Origin of the sequence: Cohnella zeiphila, from assembly GCF_014212055.1 — a bacterium.
GTDB classification, from domain to species: Bacteria; Bacillota; Bacilli; order Paenibacillales; family Paenibacillaceae; genus Cohnella; species Cohnella zeiphila.
Window position 1 is genome coordinate 13,588 of the sequence record NZ_JACJVO010000019.1, and the last position, 17,711, is coordinate 31,298.

A 17,711-nucleotide genomic window follows, 5' to 3' on the forward strand; every position below is an offset into this window, starting at 1 on the left:
GCTGCCCTCCTGATACTGGATTCAGCAAACAAAAAAAGCCTTCCGCGCCGCGCATGACCAGAATGTACGGTTGGAGAAGGTCTCCGCCCGTGCGGTCGACCTTTCAGCCCGTTAAGAGCCGAATGTATACTTCTCGTTGATCTGCCGAAGAATCTCTTTGCCGCCGGCGTCGTTCCAGTCCTGAACGAACTTGTCGAAATCGGCGTCCAGGTTCAACTCCCCGCGCACGAACTTCAAATACGATTCGCTTGCCAGCTTGCCCAGGTCCGGATATTCCGTCATCGCCGGCACGTAGACGGCCAGAGAGTCGATCGTCTGCACGCCGTCGCGCAGAGAGTCGATGAACTTCAGCGTATCCTGGGTGTAATCGTACTTCTCCATCAGCTTCGACTTCGTGCCGAAGACGCCGTAGAAGGTGCCTGCGCCGATCTTGTACTTGGCGTTCTCGTTCGCGTACTCCGGCTTCATGATCGGAACGCCGTCCTGCATCTGGTAATGCTCCCCCTCGATGCCGTAAACGGCGGTCAAATACGTCGAATCGTCCGTCGCGAGCGCATTCAGAATCTCGTACAGCTTCGCTTTTTTGGCCGGATCCTTCTCCACCTGCTTGCCCATGGCGATAAACGCGTTCTGCGATCCGTAGGAATAAGCTTTGCCCGGTCCGTTCGGTCCCGCGAGCGGCTTGCCCACGACGATCTTGTTGTTCGGATTTTTGGCGTAAAAGGGAGCGCCGACGATGCCGACCCGCGGCTCGAACTGGTAGGACATCCAGTCCCGGACGCCGACGATGCCGTTGACGAAGTCGTCGTGATAGTCGTTGGCCGTCTTGGTGACGAACTCCGGATCGATCAAATCTTCCTTATACCAACGGTTGATCACTTTGAGCGCTTCCCGACCTTGTTCCGTCGTCAGGCCGTAGACGACCTGCTTCGTCTTCTCGTCGACCATGTAGTCCGGCCGAACGCCGAACGCCCCGAACACGACCGAGAACGAGCGGGCGTCCGTCCCCTGCCCGGACAGGCCGTACGTATCCTTCTGCCCGTTCCCGTCCGGATCGTCGTTGCGGAACTTGCGCAGCACGTCTTCGAACTGATCCAGTGTCGTCGGCGGGGCGTCGTAGCCGATCTTTTTCAGCCAGTCTCCGTTGTAGCCCGGCAGGAACGGCAGATCGCCGATCGGCCAGATGACGGGAATGCCGTAGCCTTTGCCGTTCACCTTGCTATAGTCCCAGAGTGTCGGGTCCGCTTGGTCGATCGTACCGGCATACTCCGGCATCTTGCCGCGAATCTCGTCTTCGGGGAGCTCCGCGAGAATGCCTTGGTTCACCAACGTCTCCAGCCGCTGCGGGGAAAAGTCGAGATAAATCAGATCGGCCACTTCGCCGCTGCTGAACTTGATGTTCATCTGCTCGTCGTAATTGGCGCGCTCGACGCGGACATTCTTGAACTTCACGTTGAACTTCTTCTCCAGCGCTTGCTGAACCGGGGTCGAATCGTTCTCCGGCGGATTGAAGCTGAGCCAGGAAATCTCGATCGGCTTATCGGACGACGCCGCGGATGAGCCGGCGCTGGACGCAGCCTCTTCCTTCCCGTTGCCGCTGCATGCGGCGAGCGGCAGCGCCAGCGCCAGCAGCGCCGCAACCGCCTGAGTCCGTCTGAATCCTTTCATCGCGAACACGCTCCTTATGGATGGATGATTCGATTAACCTTTTAACGATCCGATCATGACGCCCTGAACGAAATATTTCTGCAAAAAAGGATACAGCGCCACGATCGGCACGACCGTCACGATCAGGGCCGCCGCTTTGACCGTCTCGGGAATGACGTCCTGCACGCCGATCATCTGGTCCATCAGCGCCTGCACGTCCTGATCCCGGTTCTCGACGACCAGCCTGCGCAAATACGTTTGCAGCAGCATTTTGGAGCTGTCCTGAATGTACAGCATGCCGTCGAACCACGAATTCCAGTGACCGACCGCCGACCACAAGCCTACGGTAGCCAGAATCGGCTTCGACAGCGGCAGCACGATCGAGAACAGCGTGCGGAGGTCGCCGGCGCCGTCGATGCGGGCCGCGTCTTCCAGTTCCGCCGGAATGCTCGCGAAGAAGTTGCGCATGATCAGCAACGAGAACGTGCTGATGAGGAACGGCGGCGCCACGAGGAACACGAGCCGGGAATCTAGCAGTCCGAGCTGCTTGACCAGAAGATAAGTCGGAATGAGGCCGCCCTGGAAAAACATCGTGAAGAGGAACACCATCGTGTAAAACGTACGGTGCGGCAAATCGCGCTTGGACAGCGGGTAGGCAGTCAACGCCATGAACAGCAGGGACAGCGCCGTGCCGACCGCCGTGCGGAACGCGGTGTTGCCGAAGCCGATCCAGATTTGCCGAGAATCGAACGTTTTCCGGTAAGCTTCCAGCGAGATCTCCCTCGGGTACAAATGGAAGCCCGGCCGGATCGCCTCGGTCGGGGTGCTGAACGAGACGGAGATCAGATGAACGAACGGGTACAGGATCGAAAGGCTGAGCAGCCCGACGATGAGAATGGCGACGGCCTGGAACCATTTCTCTTCCGCTGTCGGTCGTATTCTCAAGTAATCACACCAACTTTCTTGGTTTTAAGGGCTAAAAAAGACCCTCTTGCCCCAGTCTCTTGACGATCCAATTCACCGTTACGAGCAGCGCGAACCCCACCGCGTTTTTGAACAAGCCGACGGCCGTCGTGAAGCCGTACTGCATCTGGTTGATGCCGACCCGGTAAACGTAAGTGTCGATGATGTCGCCCACCTCGTAAACGGCCGGATTGTACAGGTTCAGCACCTGATCGAAGCCGCCGTCCAGCACGTGTCCGACCCGAAGAATGAACAAAATGACAATGACCGGCAGGATGCCGGGCAGCGTGATGCGCACGATCATTTTCCAACGTCCGGCCCCGTCCACGCGCGCCGCCTCGTACAAGTGAGGATCGATGCCGGCAATGGCCGCCAGATAAACGACCGTACCCCAGCCGACTTCCTTCCAGACGTCGGAGGCGATCAGCGTAAAGCGGAAGTACGCTTTCTCGCCGAGGAAATAGATCGGATCCAGCCCGATCCCTTGCAGCGCGTAGTTGACTACGCCGCGGGACGGTGACAGAAATACCGTGATGAGACCCGCCAGCACAACCCAGGAGAGGAAATGCGGCAAGTACGAGACCGACTGCACGATTCGCCGGAACCGCTTGAACCGGATCTCCTGGAACAGCAGGGCCAGCGCGATCGGCGCGGGGAAACCGAACAGAAGATGGTACAAGCTGATGATGACCGTATTGCGCAGAATCTCCGGAAAATCGTTAGTGCCGGAAAACATCCGCCGGAAGTGCTCCAGCCCGACCCAAGGGCTGCCCGCGATGCCGTCGATGATGCGGTAATCCTTGAAGGCAAGCTGGATGCCGTAGAGCGGCGCGTAATAGAACAAGCCGTACCAGACCAGGGCGGGTACGAGCAGCAGCAGCAAGATCCGGTGCTTCTTGTACTGCCGCCCTGCCCGTCTGAGAGAAGCGATCATTCGCCGCCCTCCCCCGTCCGTTCGGCTAACGCGGCCCGAAGGTATTCCCGGCTCTTGCGAGCGCTCTCCGCGGGCGCCCGTTCGGTCGTGTCCTGCTCGACCGTCCACCAGGGCAAGCGCAGCGCGGCGACCCGGTCCAGCAGCGGTCCGAGCGCCATCTCCCCGTCGCCGAGCTCCTTCCAAACGCCGTCCCGGACGTCCTTCAGATGGACATAAGCGATCGAATCGGCGTAGCGGTCGACGAATTCGGCCGGATCGGCCCCGGCCAGATGGATCCAGGCTACGTCGGCGGCCAGCTTGACGCCGTATTCTCCGGTCAGCCGGTCGAACAGGCGGAAGCCGCCTTCAAACTCTTCGGCGTGATTGTGATAGCAGAATTGTACGCCGGAATCGGCGCACTGGCGCGAGAGCTCGCCGGCTCGCTCCAGCCATCGGGCGTCCCCCGCTTCCCGCCCCATGCTGGCCAGCAGATAGCGGCTTCCCGTCCGGTTCATCCGTTCCAGCAGCCGCTTCAGCTCTTCCGCTCCGGCTTCGCCTTCAAACGATGAAAGCCCGGCATGCAGCGCGATCAGCGAGAAGCCCGGGCGGCGGTCCAGATAGGCCGCGATTCCCTTCTCGTCCTCCAGCAGCGTATAGCGCCCTTCGGCTCCGTCATAGCCGGCCGCGATCATCTCGTCGAAGACGGCCGGGTAATCGGCCGCCACCCTCCCGAGACCCCAGGGTCTTGCTTGAACCGCGATTCTCGGCGGCGAATTCAAGTTCATGTCTCTCCTCCTCTCCGTGCTCCTTCAGCCCTCTTAAATAAAGCGCTCCAGGTGGCCTTTGGCCAACACGAGTCCCTTGGTGACCCGCTCGTCCGAGCCGGTCCAAACCGGGTCCTCGTGCTCGATGCTCAGATAACCGTCGTATCCGATCTCTTGCAGCGACGTCAGAAAGGCGCTCCAGTCCACGTCTCCCTGGCCGGGAATCCGATGCCTCCACCAGCGATGATGCAGCATGCCTTCCTCGCGAAGCGTATCCGGCAGCTTCTCCGTATCCTTGGCCTGGGCGATGAAGATGCGATCGCGAAACTCGCGGACCGCCCGCGCGTAATCGACGCCTTGCCATGCAAGGTGCGACGGATCGAAGTTGAGTCCGAGCGCCGGGGAGGGGACAAGCTCGAACATCGCCCGCCACATCGTCGGCGAGACGGCGATATTGTGGACCGGCGGCCAGAACTCGTACATCGGACAGTTCTCGAACGCCAGCCGGACGCCGAGCGATTCCGCCAGGTCCGCAATGGCCGGGAACACGTCCGCGAAGCCGTCCAGATTTTGCTCCAGCGTCTTCGCCGGATCCCGTCCGGTGAACGTCGACACGATGGGAACGCCCAGACGGGCGGCGGCGCGAAGCAGAACCCCGATCCGCTGCGCGGCGGCGCGCCGCTCATCCGGATCCGGCGATAGGAAAGGCAGCGCGCCATACATCAGGCCGACGATCGGCAGGCCGTAGCGCTCTTGCGCCGCAAGCAGCGCCTTCGCGTCAGCCGCGCCATCGGCGACCGCGGACCAGTCCACATGGGCGAAGCGCGGCCCTCCGTGCAGCTCAACTCCCCGGAAGCCTTGCTCCGCCGCCCAGGCGAACAGCCGCTCCGGCTCCCAGTGCAGCAGGCAGCTGTTATACAGGGCGAGCTTCATGGAGAAGTTCCTCCCGGAAAGAAGCGAAGTCGACCACCCGGCCCGTCTCGATCGAGCGGAAGATGGCCAGCGTCACCGCCAGCGCTTCCTTGCCGGCTGCCAGACCTGTCGGCGCCTCCCGCCCCTCCTCGATCGCTTCAGAGAACAGTCGGAACTGCTCGGCATGAAGCGAAGGATATACCTCCAGGTCGACTTCTTCCGACCGATTTTCCTCATAGAGGGCCAACCGGCCGGCGTTGTGGTTGAAGCCGCCCGCCGCGCCGCCTTTGGGGCCGAAGACGCGGTCCGGCTGCGCGCCCATCCGGAAGCCCGGCGGCATCCCCCACGTGACCGTGAATACGCCGACGTCGCCGGATTCGTATTCGATCGTCACGACCGCGGAATCGATCGCCAGCTCGGGAATGTGCGCAAGCTCGGCGCGATCCTTGCCCAGCACCCGTCCGACGGCATGGACCGACCGTGGGCGGGAACCGAACACCGTCTCCCACATGACGTAATAGTGGCAGCCGAGATCCATCAGCGGCCCTTTGTTGCCCGCCGCGTCGTGCATGATCCGCTTCGGCCGGATCTCCGCGACCGAGTCGCAATGGAAGACGACCGGCCGGCCGAGCCGGCCGCTCTGCACCCAATCCCGGGCCGCGAGTACGCCCTTGGCCAGGTTGCGCTGGAAGCCGAGACCGAATGCCACTCCGGCTTCCCGAACGGCGCGCTCGATTCTCGCCGCCTCCGCGAAGTCGGGAGCCAGCGGCTTCTCGCAGAACACATGCTTGCCCTGCTTCGCCGCCGCCACCGTCACGTCCGCATGCAGCGGCAGCGGCAGACAGATCGACACGATGTCGACGTCCGGCTGCGCGACCGCTTCGCGGTAATCCGCGTAGACTTGCCGAATGCCGAACGATTCGGCCAACTCGCTCGCCCTTGCCCCGTCCACGTCGGTCACGGAGACGACTTCATGTACGATCCGACTCCAGCCGTCCACATGATGGCGCCCCATGTCGCCGGCGCCGATGACGGCGATTCTCCATTGCTTGCTCATCGTTTTCGCTGCCTCCGTCTCGTCTGAGCTTTTTACAAACGCGTTCCGTTCGGCTCCGTCCATAGGTCCGGCGCCAGCTCTCGTACCCAATCGACGCTGCGCTTCAGCTCCGCCGGTCCCGCTTCCCGGCACTCGTAGCCGAGCGGACCGTCATAACCGGCGGCATGAAACGCGCGCAGCACGTCGCCGAAGTCGATGCCGCCTTCTCCCGGCAATCCCCGTCCGGTATCCGAGAGATGCGCCAGCCCCAGATAAGGCGGCAGCCGGCCGATCGCTCCGGCGATATCCTGTTTTTCTTCCGCCATATGATAGGTATCGATCATCGTCCGGACGTTCGGACGGCCCAGCGTCCGGCAAAGCTCGAGCGCCCGCAGCGGATCGTGAAGATAACGCGACTCCTTGCGGTTGAGCGGCTCCATGACGAGCGCGACCGGCAGATCCGACGCCCACTCGGCCAGCTCGTCGAGCATGGCGAGCAGAACGCCGTCCGCCGCTTCCGGCTTCAGCTCCGCGTCTCCGAAGCGGGGGACGAAGATAAGCCGCCCGGCTCCGACTTCGGCCGCCGCTTCCAGCCGCTCCTTGAACAGATCCAGCACGGATGCGCGCTCCGCGGCCGTCGCTTCGATCAAGGACGAGCCCTTCTGTCCGAGCTGTCCGTAGACGGCCCCGACCGCAAGGCCGGTCTCTCTCAGCGCCTTCTTCGCCTCATCCAGCCGGGAACGCAGCGCGCCGCCCATCCAGTCGATGCCGTCGAATCCGGCCTGCTTCGCCATAAGGCATTTCTCCAACAGCGTCCCTTCGGGCAGCATGTTCTCCTTGCAAGTCAAATACAAAATCGGATTCCCCTCTCCGAATGGGGTCAGATAAGCTCCGCCAGCTTGCGGCGCACCAGCGGCAGCACCGCCGGTCCCGAGATGCGGGCTTCTTCCAGATGCGGATAGCCGGACAGGATAAACGAGCTAATGCCGGCCTGGGCGAATTCCACGATGCGGTCGGATACCTGCTCCGGCGTGCCGACGATCGCAACCGCTCCGCCCCCGCGGATCGCCGACAGCCCCGACCACAGGTTCGGCCCGATGACGTACTGCCGGTCGCGCGACTCGTTCCACAGCTCCATTTGCCTGCGCTGATTCAATGCGTCCGTCTTCGCATGCAGCTTCTCCGCCGAATCCCGCAGCTTCGGGTCCGCTTGGCTGATGATCTCCCAGGCGGCATCCCAGGCTTCCTCCTCGGTGTCCCGCACGACCAATTGCGCGCGCAGCCCGTAGCGAACGCTCCGCTCCGCGCCCGTCCGCTCCCTCACCGCAGCCAGCTCCCGCTCCATCTCGGCGATCTGCTCCCGGATCCAGGACAGCGGCTCCGCCCACATGAGGTACACGTCCGCCGTCTCGGCCGCCGCCCGCTTCCCCGCCGGCGAGCTCCCGCCGAAGTAGAGCGGCGGATGAGGACGCTGCAGCGGCATCGGCTTGCTGAGGCCGCCTTCAATCGTATAGTGCTTGCCGCTGTAATCGAAGCCCCGCGGCTTGCCGTCGCCGTCCCCTTCGTCCGTCCAGACGCCCTTCACGATCTCCACGAATTCCCGCGTCCGCTCGTAGCGCTCGTCATGGCTCGCATGGATCGGATCGCCCGTCGCCTTCAGATCCTCGGGATAATGTCCCGTCACGATGTTGATGAGCACGCGTCCTCCGGACATGCGGTCCAGCGTCGCGCCCATGCGCGCCGCCAGCACCGGCGCCATCAATCCCGGACGCATCGCGACCAGCGTCTTGAGCTTCGTCGTCCGCGCCGCGATCCACGAGCCGACCACCCAGGCGTCGAGACAATCGCCTCCGGCCGGAATCAGCACGAACTCATAGCCCGCCGCCTCCGCTTCCCTCGCAACCTCGACCATATATTCGGAGGTCGACTCTCTCTCCGGCGGCACCCCGATATGCTTGCCGTCGCCCGTCGTCGGAATGAACCAGCCGAACTCCACCTTCTCCGTCAACGCCATCTCCGTCTCACCTCGCCGATGAAATTCCTATTAAATTCATTTGATTATGTGATAATATTACTTTATCGGTTCCTTCGTAGAGCGTAAATGTGATTTTGTTGTAGTTGCATTTGTCATTTTGTTGTTTCCGTTCGATCAATTAGAGAAGGAGAAACGCATGCAGGAAGATCCGATCCAGTTTTTCGACAACTATCTGTTTACCCCGACCGCCTGGGAGAAAGCCGGTCCCGTCTGGCCGATCCGTCTCGGACGCAACATCGCCAAGCCGAACTACCATGTCGGTCCCCGCTTCACGCCTTATTACAGCCTGCATTTCGTGCTGGAAGGCGAAGGCTCGTTTCTCCAGAACGGCAGTACCTACGCGCTGTCTGCCGGCGACATCTTCTGCCTGTTCCCGCGGTTGACGCAGGAGTATTACACGTCGGGGCATTCGCCGTTGAAGCTGGCTTGGGTGGCATTCGACGGGAGGATGGGGCTGGAATTGTGCGAGCGGATCGGCGTTTATCCGAACTATCCGTACCGGAGCGGCGCGTGCGATCCGTCGGTAGCCGCCATTTTGGACGATTTCTTCGATGCCGTGAGGGACGGGGAGCGGGCCCAGGCCGCCGACCTTGGCAAGCTGGCTCATTTCTATCGCCTGTTCGATTGTCTCGCCCGAACGGCCCCGCGGCCCCGGAGCGACGACGGCGCGGCGCATTGGCTGCAGCGGGGAAAAGAGTACATGGAAGTTCATTACGCGGAGGGAATTACGATCGAGGAAGTGTCGGGCTACATCGGGGTCGACCGGACGCACTTTAGCAAACGATTCCGTCAAGCCTACGGCATCTCCCCGATCCAGTATCTTCAGAAGCTGAAGATGGACGCCGCCCGGCTCCTGCTGAAGGAGACGGACAGCAAGCTGCTGGAGATCGCCCAATCGGTCGGCTATCCGGACGTCTTCTCTTTCTCCAAAACGTTCAAAAAGTTCTTCGGGTTGTCTCCGAGCCAGTATCGGTATCGGAAGTAGATCCTCATTCCTTTTCTTCCTTCATAAGATTGATCTCTTTCCAAAGAAGATCCAGCCGGGAGATGATTCGTTCTTGATTCTCCAGCTGCTTTTTTTGGATGAGATAGGTGCTGCTTAGCGATCCCAGAATAAAGATCAGGAGGAGGATTATGATTACCCCTATGATCATGTCAATTCTCTCCCTCTATTCGTCTAATTCCGCGTTCCAGAATGGAGGATCTCCCGTTTCATACAGCTTCTTTCCGTTTTTATCAAAAGTTCGAAGGGTAATCGGATTTTGAAGATTTCCTTTTGCCAAGAAATACCACATTGTATAAGGGCCGCTATTAATCATAGTCGCCGGCTCATTCCCTTCGCTTACGATGATGATCTGTGTCGTTTCTGGATTTTTCACCCTGCCGTAGAGCAAATGAATGCCTTCCGCCTGTCTTTCTGTCCCGCTCCAGCTGATGTCCTGATTTGCCGAAAAAGCGGTTTTGCCGATATCCTGTCTAAGTTTGAACCCGGTTAAGCTTTTTCGCAGGATAACGACTGCGATCTCTTCTTTATTCGTTAAATAAAATACAAGGGGGTTTTTCCTATCCATATCCATATCCATATCCACATGCAGAACTTGGCGATAACTTGAATCTATATCCTTTAGCGACGCTTCGATCTGACGATAGATCGGACGGGTGTTCTGAACCCACATCCAAACGATGATCGAGATGAATAATAAAAGAATTATCGATGCTGGAAGTCTGTATTTCCTCATTGTTTCTAAAAATCACCTACGCTCGCAATAGGATTGGCGTTCAGTCGGTCATCATCCTATCCCTTTCCATTTCTAACGAAACCAGATAACCTTATTTGCTTGAAAAGAGGAGCAGTTCCTTTCTAACGAAAGCTACAGCGCTTATTCCACTCGGAATGCCTATAAAATTGCGAGAACACGCCAAATAAGGTCGCTGTGTTTCGTTACATTTCAAATGGCCCGACTTTTGTTGAAATAGCGGCGATACGTTTCCTTAGAGAGGATACGCCCCCCTACAAGATTATAGCATCGGTCTCATAAAAAATGGAAAAACCAAAGCGGTTTCGCCTTGGTCTGGTCATGAATGAATCAATCGATTAGTATGTCGTTACCGTCAGTCGACCAGCGACACGCCGAGCTTGATGCTCCGCCACGGCTCGCGGTCGACGAAGGTCTCGTAGGCGTTCGCCGCTTCCTCGAACGGCACGACGGGGAAGACGATGCGCTCGCAGTCGATCCGATTGCGCTTCAGCAGCTCCCAGCACGTCTCCTCGATGCGCCGGAAGCTCCAGCGCGGATAATCGGGGTTCGGCTCGCTGCAGGCGCGGGAGAAGACGAGCTTCGCATTGTTGAAGTGCGCTTCGCGCCCCCAATCCATGCCGCCCTTGAACGGCCGCGCCCAGCCGACGTAAGCGATCGTTCCGCCGTAGGCGAGACCGCGCAGCGCATGGTTCAGCGCCAGTTCATTCGCGCTTGTGTCGATAACGACATCGACGCCCAGCTTGTTCGTGTCCTGCTTCAGCAGCAGGCCGACGTCTTCATTCGCCGGATCGTACGCCGCGTCCGCGCCGCCGAGCAGCGCCGCTTCCCGCCGCCCGGGGATCGGATCCACCGCCGCGACATAGGACGCGCCCGCCAGCTTCGCCAGCTGGACCGCGATCTGCCCGATCGCGCCGAGGCCGAATACCGCGACCCGGTCTCCCGCTCGGACGTGACCGTCGCGAATGCCGCCGAGCGCGAAGATCGCCGGATCGAGGCAGACCGCATTCTGCCAGGGCATCGAATCCGGCATCTTGAGCAGATAGAAGTTGTCGATCGCGTCGACGTTGTGGAACTCGCGGATGCCCCCGTAACCGCACACCCGCTCTCCGAGCTCATATCCGGTCACCTCTTCGCCCTTCTCCACGATCCGGCCGACCCATTGGTTGCCGATATTCCATTCCCCGGCTCCGGCATCCTGGCGACCGTCCGGATCGCGCGGCAGGAACAGCTTCCATTCTTCATCATAATAGTCCGCGAGATGCGGACTCTCCCCGCGGAACGCCGCAAGCTCCGATCCGTGCTTGGGAGAGGCGTATTCGACTTTTACTTTGACCTCGCGCGGCGATATCCCGCGATCGCCGTACGGCCGGATTTCGGCTTTGCGCGGCGCGACGGCCACGATTTGTCTCGGCATGGACTCCCTCTCCCTCATCGATGGATCGTTCTCCTGCGCATCAGCCTTTGATCCCCGTCGTGACGATTCCTTCGACGATATAGCGCTGGCCGAGGAAAAAGGTAATGAGCACGGGCACGATCAGCATCAAGCCCGCCGCGATGGACACCTGCTGGATGATCTGCGTGCTGCCGTTTGCCTTGTAGCCGATCATGCTGAGCGCCGTAGCCAGCGGATACTGATCCTGCTTCAGGTACATGAACGGTCCGGTGACGTCGTTCCAGCTGCCTTGAAAGTTGAGAATCATGACCGTCGCGACGACGGGAATCGAGATCGGCAGAAAGATGTTCCAGTAGGTCCGAAAGATCGAGCAGCCGTCGATCCGCGCCGACTCCTCCAGCTCGAGCGGAATGCCCATGAAAAATTGCCGGTACAGAAAAATAAAAAACGCATTGCCGCCGATGGCCCACAGCAGGAACGGGAGGAACGTATTGATCAGGCCGATCTTGTGCAGCAAGATGTACGTCGGAATTTGCGTGACGATGGCCGGCAGCATCATGGTGGACAGCACGCACATGAACAGCAGCCCTCTGCCGGGAGCCTGAATGCGGGCAAAGGCGTAGCCGACGAGCCCGCTCGTAAACGACGAGATCACGACCGCGATGCCGCTGAGGATGACCGAGTTGCCCGCATACCGCCAGAAGTCGATCAGCTTCGTGGCGTAGGAATAGTTGCTCAGCTTGAAGCTGTCGGGAACGAGCACGGGGATGGAATACCAATCCTCCAGGGAATTGATGATGGCCAAATAAAGCGGAAACAAGAACAGAATCGAACAAACAATCAGCACCCCGTACAGCGAATAGGTGCCGAGCGATCTGTTTGAGGTTACATTCATGCTCTATCTCTCCTGATCCGTTTCGTAATAAACCCAATATTTGCTCGTCGTGAAGACGATGATCGAGAGCAGCAGAATCACGACGAACAGCACCCATAGCAGCGCCATGCCGTAAGCGTACCGCTGCGACGCGAAAATTTGCTGGAAGGCGTGCACGGCGTACATGTAATTCGGCTCGATCGGCCTCGCCAGAAGCTCGTTGCCGCTGAGCAGGATCGGCTGAAGGTAAACCTGCAGCGAGCCGATAAGGCCCATGATCACATTGAAGAAAATGACCGGCGTCATGAGCGGAACGGTGATTTTGCGAAATCGGCTCATCAGACCGGCGCCGTCGATGGACGAAGCTTCGTACAGATCCCTCGGAATCCCCTTCAGACCGGCCAAATAGATGAGAATGCCGTTGCCGGCCCCCCAGCTCATCATGATGATCAAAGACACCGTCGCATAGTCGTAGCCGAGCCAGTTGACTTCCGACAGCCCGAACCAGCCGAGAATGGTGTTGAAGACGCCGCCGTTGCCGGTGAAGATCAGCTTCCACATCAATACGGTGGAGATGACGGGCACGATCGAAGGCAGATAGAAGATCGTCCGGAAGATGCCGCTTCCGCGAATGTTGCCGCTTAGCATGAGCGCGAGCACAAAGGCGATCGCCGTGCTGAGCGGGACGTTAATGACCGAGAACACCAGCGTTCGGACAAGCGCCTTCATGGAATCCGAATCGGTGAAGACGAGCTTGTAATTGTGCAGGCCGGTGAAGGACAAGCGGTCCATGTTGAAGCCGTAGTAGTTCGTAAAGCTGAGATAAAGGCCGTAAAGCAGCGGAAACAACGACATGCAGAGGAAAATGACAAGCCAAGGAGAGACCATCGAGTAGAAGGCGATCGTTCTCCGGGTTTTATTCTTCATTGCAGCCACTCCCGTTCATTGATGGAAAAGGAGGCGATTCCCGACAAGAATCCGCCTCCCCCAGTTTGTCTCCTTATTTGGTGCTGTTGACTGCTTCTTCGACCGCGACGTTGGCATCCTTGGTCATGCCGTTCACCGCTTCGTCGATGTTGGATTTGCCGAAATAGAGCGGCTGCACGTATTTGTCGAAGATGCCCCATCCTCCGCCGGACAAGTACGGATTGACCGGCAGGAACTGGTTGGAATATTGCAGCTCGTCTTGAAGGACGTTGTATACTTGCTTGTCGAAGTTCGTTTCCTGCGGCAGCAGGTTCATCTTGCTCTTGAAGATCGGCAGCCCCCAGCCCGTCTTCGCGCGGTCGTCCGCCGGCTTGCCGCCGAAGAACCATTCGAAGAACGTCCACGCTTCATCCGGATGCTTCGAGCTTTTGTTGATGATCGCCCCCGTCGCCCCGCCGGTCGGAGCCACCCGCGTACCGCCGGGCGCCGTCGGCGTCGGCAGCATGCCGTAGTCGTCGAGATGGGTTTGCGCGTCGGCGTTGCCGCGAATGACGCCGCTGTACCAGTAGCCGTCGATGATCATGGCCGCCTTGTTCGCCAGGAACAGGTCGCCGCCGCTCGTCTGGTCGTTGTTGAGCGAGTTCGGGCCGACGTTGTTCTTGACGGCGTCCACCCACATGTTGATATAATCCTTCACCGGCTGGATGTTGAAATCCACCTTCGTATTGTCTTCATTGCTGATCTGCGCGTTCGCGCTGAGCAAGTATTGCAGCATATTGTTGAAGTTCGGCTCCGTCTTGCCCCACTCGTTCGCCGCCAGACCGTACTGCACCGTCTTGTTGCCGTCCTTGATCGTCAGCTTCTTGGCCAGATCCATGACTTCCTGCCACGTCATCGCTTTCGTCGGATCCGGCACCGGAACGCCGGCCGCATCGAACGCCTTCTTGTTATAGAAGATGGCGAAATCGTTGGACCAGTCTTTCGGCAGGCCGTAGATCGGACCTTGGCCGACCGTATGGCCGTCGAACTTGAACACGTCGACGACCGGCGCGAAGTCGCCCGCGTCGATCACGGAGCTGTTATTGATGCGATCGGTCAAATCCAGGGCGATGCCGCGAAGAACGTAAGACGGAAGATCGAATACGCCGCCGAGCCGGATGACGTCCGGAGCGCTGTCCGTTGCCAGCTCGGCGGACAGCTTCGTCGCGTCCAGCGTCTCGATCTCGATCTTGATGTTCGGATGCGCCGCCTCGAATTCGGCGATTTGATCCTTGGAAAGTTCCCCTTCCGTAATATTGGTGCGGATCGTTACCGTTCCCTGAGGACTGCTCGGCGCCGCGCTCTGACTGGCTTCCCCGCCGCCCGAATTCGACGCTCCGCTCGAACTAGGCGCCTCGGTTGCGCTTCCGCCGTTGCCGTTATTGCCGCCGCTGCCGCAAGCCGACAATGCGAGCGTTAATGCAGCGAGTGTCCCTACTGCCGCTTTCCTCATTCCTCGTCCCCCCAGGTAAAATGTTCGTCATGGTATGAGTTCCGTATTTATCGTAGCATGGTCGATTTTGCGCTTGTACGGGGTGGAATTCCGATTTCTACGGGATTCGTCAGTTGTTATCCGCCGGGCGGGGGCCCTAGGCCGTCAGGCCGCCGCTGCCTTCCGCGTCGACGGGAATCCGCATCGCAATCTCCGTTCCCCGCATCAGAACGCTGTCGATCTCCATGCTCATTCCGCCTTTGTAGAACAGCTTCAGACGCAAATAGACGTTTCTCAGCCCGATGCCGTGCGGATCCGCTTCCCGTCCGTCCTCCGCGCCCGCCCACTCGCCCGGCTCGTCGGATAAGTCGGCTCTAAGCTTCGCCAGCGTCATCTCGTCCATGCCCACGCCGTTGTCCCGCACGCGGATGAGCAGCCGCCCGTTCTCGAGCGCGGCGGAGACGACGATTTTCCCGCCGGAATCCCAGCCGCCGAATCCGTGCTTGATCGAATTCTCGATGAGCGGCTGCAAAATAAACCGGAGCACATGATACTGCCGCAGCTCGTCCGGAACGTCGAATTCCGCCTCGAAGCTGCCTCCGAACCGCACCTTCTGGATCGTCAAATAATTGGCCGCGTGATTCAGCTCCTTGTCCAGAAGCGCCGTCTCCGCGCCTTTGGCGATGCTGTACCGGAGCAAATCGCCAAGCGCATTGACCGTCCGGCTGATCTCGTGATGGCCGCGCTTCATGCTCTGCATGTTGATCGTTTCCAGCGTGTTGTACAGAAAATGCGGGTTGATCTGCGCCTGCAGCATATTCAGCTCGGCCTGCATCTTCATTTTCAGCAGCTCGTTCTCTCTGATCTTGGTGCGCGCGTTCTCTTCCATCATCTGCATGTTCTCCCGCGCGGTCTGCTGCAGCTGAACGATCATATGGTTGTAGCTGACGATGATGCCGGCAATCTCGTTGCTTCCCTCGTAGTGAAGCTGCCTGGCGAACCCTTCGTTGCCCGCCGCCAGCATCGTTTCCTTGAGCTGCTTGATCGGCTTGGTCATCACGCTCGCGATCCATACCGCAATGCCTGCCGCCAGCAGGAAGACCATGAGGATGCAGAGCAGATACTGCTGCTGGTACACCCGATTCTGATTGACGATGTCCTGGAACCAGTATTGGAATTGGATGTGCCAATCGGTTCCGGGTATGGCGCTGTCGTACCTGTGCGGGCTGGACATGCCTCCATCCTGAGCGTAGTTGTGGCTGCTTACCGGCAGGCCCTTGCCGTCGGTGATGGCGTATCCCGCCCGAATCTGCTCCGATTCCGCGATCTGAAATACGGAGTCCTTCGGCACAAGCAGCAAATAGGTCACCCGGTCGCTCCGGTCGTCCAGCTCGATTTTGCGGAAAACGGCGACCGACACGCGGTTGAAAATGTCCTCGTAGTCGCTCACCCAATACGGATCGTCGCGATCCTCCAAGTATTTCGGGCTTACGCTGAATATATCTTTGTTGTTGGAGTAAATAGAGGAATAGAGGCTGGTGCCGAACGGATCCAACAGCACGAAATAGGATAGATCGATCAAGCCGGGGTACATGTTCAAGTTGATGAGAGCGTCGAAGTTTCGGTCGTGGTTGGTCAAGTTGTTGGTCAAATAATTTTGGAACTGCTGGCTGACCGAGATCTCGTTGGCCGTATTCTCCAGAAAGCTTGCTTGTCCGGCCACGCCGACAACGGAGAAATCGCCCAGCATCTTCGCCGACTGCTCCGCCCAATGATGGACCTCCCGGTTCAGAAAGTGGGCGTACCATAAGCCGTTCAAGGCGGACGGCAGGCTGACCGTGATGCAGAACAGCAGAATCAGCTTGTTGCGCAACGAGACCGCCTGGAATCCCTTGGCGATCAGCTTCTCGGGAATCGGTTGGAGGACCATTTCGTTGCTGTTCGTTTTCAATTTGTTTTTCATTTTGCTGGAAATGAGGCGGAAAGGCTGGAACACCTTCTTCATGTAGAAAAAACTGATGAAGGACGCAAGGACGAGAGTGCCGAACGAGACGGCCAGCAAGCCTTCCCAGATGCGAGACCGGAAGGCGAATCGTCCCGCCAGCTCGGAACTGATCACGATATGCAGATGGAAGGCAGGCAGTTCTCTCGACGTCACCCCGGGGTCGCCGTTGCCTTCGCATGGCTGCGAAGGTCCGCAGGACGCCGGGGATGGCACGGCTCCGGAAGCCGTCGTCCACAGCACCCGGTTCCGATCGTTCACGACCGAATAGCTGGCGATTCCCCGCTCCTGGGGAAGGGCCATCCCGAACAGCTGCTCGTTGAGCACCAGCACGACCAGCAGGCTGTACTGATTCGAGTTCGTCAGGATCAGCCGGTCCTGAATCCCCGCCAGGAACGAGTCGATCGCCTGCTTGTTGGACGGCTCGATCAGCCGGCTGCTGGGATCGTAAGCATCCAGCAGCTCCTGCTTGCCGTAGCGGACGAACTGATCGTGGTCCCGGAGAAACAAGTTGCTTACTTTCGAGCTGTCCAGCACATCCGAATGCAGTCCCGGCAGCTCCACGAAGCGATCCGATCCGACATCCATCCGGTAGGACGCTTGATTGGCGTTCAAACCGATGAAGTAGATCGACTCCACCTCTTGCCGGGAAATCTGCAGCGCCTGCAGGTTCTCCAGCAGCTTCCTTCGCTCTCCCGCCACGTAAGCGGGCTCCCGCAAGTTCATCAGCTGCCTGAAAAAGTCGCTGAACTCCGGCGTCTGCAGCACGAGCAGCAAATTGTTGACGTCGTTCAGCCGATTCGTCATGTTGCGCTGCAGCTGGTCGGCGACAACCCCGCCCCGCTGAACGCTCATGCTTCGGTTGATCGAATTGGCATACGTCATGCCGATCGAGATCAGCACCGCTTGCGAGGCAAGCGTAAGCAAAACGACGAGAGCGACGATGCGGCGGATCGTCATGCCGCTATGTTTGCGATTCTCCGGCATACGGTGTCCTCCTCACGGCTTTGCAGC

Annotated in this window: 16 protein-coding genes; 1 reads left to right on the plus strand and 15 read right to left on the minus strand. The window is 59.3% G+C overall.

Annotated elements, in window-relative coordinates:
* Positions 1-111 precede the first annotated feature (111 nt).
* The 8 genes from H7C18_RS15500 to H7C18_RS15535 are packed head-to-tail and all read right to left on the minus strand — an operon-like array spanning position 112 to position 8,249.
* Positions 112-1,668, minus strand: a complete 1,557-nt coding sequence (locus tag H7C18_RS15500; protein ID WP_185129995.1) for an extracellular solute-binding protein — start codon at positions 1,666-1,668, stop codon at positions 112-114.
* Between the two features lie 33 nt (positions 1,669-1,701).
* Entirely contained in the window at positions 1,702-2,592 is an 891-nt protein-coding gene (locus tag H7C18_RS15505; RefSeq protein WP_202887095.1) for a carbohydrate ABC transporter permease, read from the minus strand.
* A 31-nt stretch (positions 2,593-2,623) separates the two neighbouring features.
* Positions 2,624-3,544: an ABC transporter permease gene (locus H7C18_RS15510; RefSeq protein ID WP_185129996.1), complete on the minus strand. Its 921-nt coding sequence runs from the start codon at positions 3,542-3,544 to the stop codon at positions 2,624-2,626.
* Positions 3,541-4,308, minus strand: a complete 768-nt coding sequence (locus H7C18_RS15515) for a sugar phosphate isomerase/epimerase family protein (RefSeq protein ID WP_185129997.1) — start codon at positions 4,306-4,308, stop codon at positions 3,541-3,543. Before H7C18_RS15515 ends, H7C18_RS15510 begins: the two co-directional genes overlap by 4 nt.
* 33 nt (positions 4,309-4,341) lie before the next feature.
* Entirely contained in the window at positions 4,342-5,220 is an 879-nt protein-coding gene (locus H7C18_RS15520; protein ID WP_185129998.1) for a sugar phosphate isomerase/epimerase family protein, read from the minus strand.
* Complete coding sequence (locus H7C18_RS15525) at positions 5,201-6,256, minus strand: Gfo/Idh/MocA family protein (RefSeq protein ID WP_185129999.1); 1,056 nt, start codon at positions 6,254-6,256, stop codon at positions 5,201-5,203. The genes H7C18_RS15520 and H7C18_RS15525 overlap by 20 nt, the downstream gene beginning before the upstream one ends.
* Before the next feature lie 32 nt (positions 6,257-6,288).
* A complete protein-coding gene (locus H7C18_RS15530) occupies positions 6,289-7,089 on the minus strand; it encodes a sugar phosphate isomerase/epimerase family protein (RefSeq protein WP_185130000.1) in 801 nt (266 codons plus the stop codon).
* 26 nt (positions 7,090-7,115) lie between these two features.
* Entirely contained in the window at positions 7,116-8,249 is a 1,134-nt protein-coding gene (locus H7C18_RS15535) for an LLM class flavin-dependent oxidoreductase (RefSeq protein WP_185130001.1), read from the minus strand.
* A 157-nt stretch (positions 8,250-8,406) separates the two neighbouring features.
* Here H7C18_RS15535 and H7C18_RS15540 point away from each other — a divergent pair, with 157 nt between their 5' ends.
* A complete protein-coding gene (locus H7C18_RS15540) occupies positions 8,407-9,255 on the plus strand; it encodes an AraC family transcriptional regulator (RefSeq protein WP_185130002.1) in 849 nt (282 codons plus the stop codon).
* A gap of 4 nt (positions 9,256-9,259) precedes the next feature.
* Here the strand turns inward: H7C18_RS15540 and H7C18_RS15545 are convergent, their stop codons facing one another.
* From H7C18_RS15545 to H7C18_RS15575, 7 genes are all read right to left on the minus strand, one after another.
* Positions 9,260-9,424 carry a hypothetical protein gene (locus H7C18_RS15545; RefSeq protein WP_185130003.1) on the minus strand — a complete coding sequence of 55 codons (165 nt, stop codon included), beginning with the start codon at positions 9,422-9,424 and terminating at the stop codon, positions 9,260-9,262.
* Between the two features lie 15 nt (positions 9,425-9,439).
* Entirely contained in the window at positions 9,440-10,009 is a 570-nt protein-coding gene (locus H7C18_RS15550) for a hypothetical protein (protein ID WP_185130004.1), read from the minus strand.
* Between the two features lie 373 nt (positions 10,010-10,382).
* Positions 10,383-11,444 (minus strand): zinc-binding dehydrogenase, encoded by a 1,062-nt coding sequence (locus H7C18_RS15555; RefSeq protein ID WP_185130005.1) that lies wholly within the window; start codon positions 11,442-11,444, stop codon positions 10,383-10,385.
* A 40-nt stretch (positions 11,445-11,484) separates the two neighbouring features.
* Complete coding sequence (locus H7C18_RS15560) at positions 11,485-12,318, minus strand: carbohydrate ABC transporter permease (protein ID WP_185130006.1); 834 nt, start codon at positions 12,316-12,318, stop codon at positions 11,485-11,487.
* A gap of 3 nt (positions 12,319-12,321) precedes the next feature.
* Positions 12,322-13,224, minus strand: coding sequence for a carbohydrate ABC transporter permease (locus H7C18_RS15565; protein ID WP_185130007.1), 903 nt, complete (start codon positions 13,222-13,224; stop codon positions 12,322-12,324).
* A gap of 73 nt (positions 13,225-13,297) precedes the next feature.
* Positions 13,298-14,716: an ABC transporter substrate-binding protein gene (locus H7C18_RS15570; RefSeq protein WP_185130008.1), complete on the minus strand. Its 1,419-nt coding sequence runs from the start codon at positions 14,714-14,716 to the stop codon at positions 13,298-13,300.
* A 136-nt stretch (positions 14,717-14,852) separates the two neighbouring features.
* The gene (locus H7C18_RS15575) at positions 14,853-17,684 is read right to left on the minus strand and encodes a sensor histidine kinase (RefSeq protein ID WP_185130009.1); all 2,832 of its coding nucleotides are present in this window, start codon (positions 17,682-17,684) and stop codon (positions 14,853-14,855) included.
* Positions 17,685-17,711: the final 27 nt, after the last annotated feature.

Excerpts from the sequence above, each read along its gene's own strand:
- H7C18_RS15525 (WP_185129999.1), bottom strand. The coding sequence starts at position 6,256 with ATGAGCAAGCAATGGAGAATCGCCGTCATCGGCGCCGGCGACATGGGG.
- H7C18_RS15535 (WP_185130001.1), bottom strand. The coding sequence starts at position 8,249 with ATGGCGTTGACGGAGAAGGTGGAGTTCGGCTGGTTCATTCCGACGACG.
- H7C18_RS15570 (WP_185130008.1), bottom strand. The coding sequence starts at position 14,716 with ATGAGGAAAGCGGCAGTAGGGACACTCGCTGCATTAACGCTCGCATTG.
- H7C18_RS15500 (WP_185129995.1), bottom strand. The coding sequence starts at position 1,668 with ATGAAAGGATTCAGACGGACTCAGGCGGTTGCGGCGCTGCTGGCGCTG.
- H7C18_RS15550 (WP_185130004.1), bottom strand. The coding sequence starts at position 10,009 with ATGAGGAAATACAGACTTCCAGCATCGATAATTCTTTTATTATTCATC.
- H7C18_RS15555 (WP_185130005.1), bottom strand. The coding sequence starts at position 11,444 with ATGCCGAGACAAATCGTGGCCGTCGCGCCGCGCAAAGCCGAAATCCGG.
- H7C18_RS15540 (WP_185130002.1), top strand. The coding sequence starts at position 8,407 with ATGCAGGAAGATCCGATCCAGTTTTTCGACAACTATCTGTTTACCCCG.
- H7C18_RS15575 (WP_185130009.1), bottom strand. The coding sequence starts at position 17,684 with ATGCCGGAGAATCGCAAACATAGCGGCATGACGATCCGCCGCATCGTC.
- H7C18_RS15520 (WP_185129998.1), bottom strand. The coding sequence starts at position 5,220 with ATGAAGCTCGCCCTGTATAACAGCTGCCTGCTGCACTGGGAGCCGGAG.
- H7C18_RS15560 (WP_185130006.1), bottom strand. The coding sequence starts at position 12,318 with ATGAATGTAACCTCAAACAGATCGCTCGGCACCTATTCGCTGTACGGG.
- H7C18_RS15545 (WP_185130003.1), bottom strand. The coding sequence starts at position 9,424 with ATGATCATAGGGGTAATCATAATCCTCCTCCTGATCTTTATTCTGGGA.
- H7C18_RS15510 (WP_185129996.1), bottom strand. The coding sequence starts at position 3,544 with ATGATCGCTTCTCTCAGACGGGCAGGGCGGCAGTACAAGAAGCACCGG.
- H7C18_RS15515 (WP_185129997.1), bottom strand. The coding sequence starts at position 4,308 with ATGAACTTGAATTCGCCGCCGAGAATCGCGGTTCAAGCAAGACCCTGG.
- H7C18_RS15565 (WP_185130007.1), bottom strand. The coding sequence starts at position 13,224 with ATGAAGAATAAAACCCGGAGAACGATCGCCTTCTACTCGATGGTCTCT.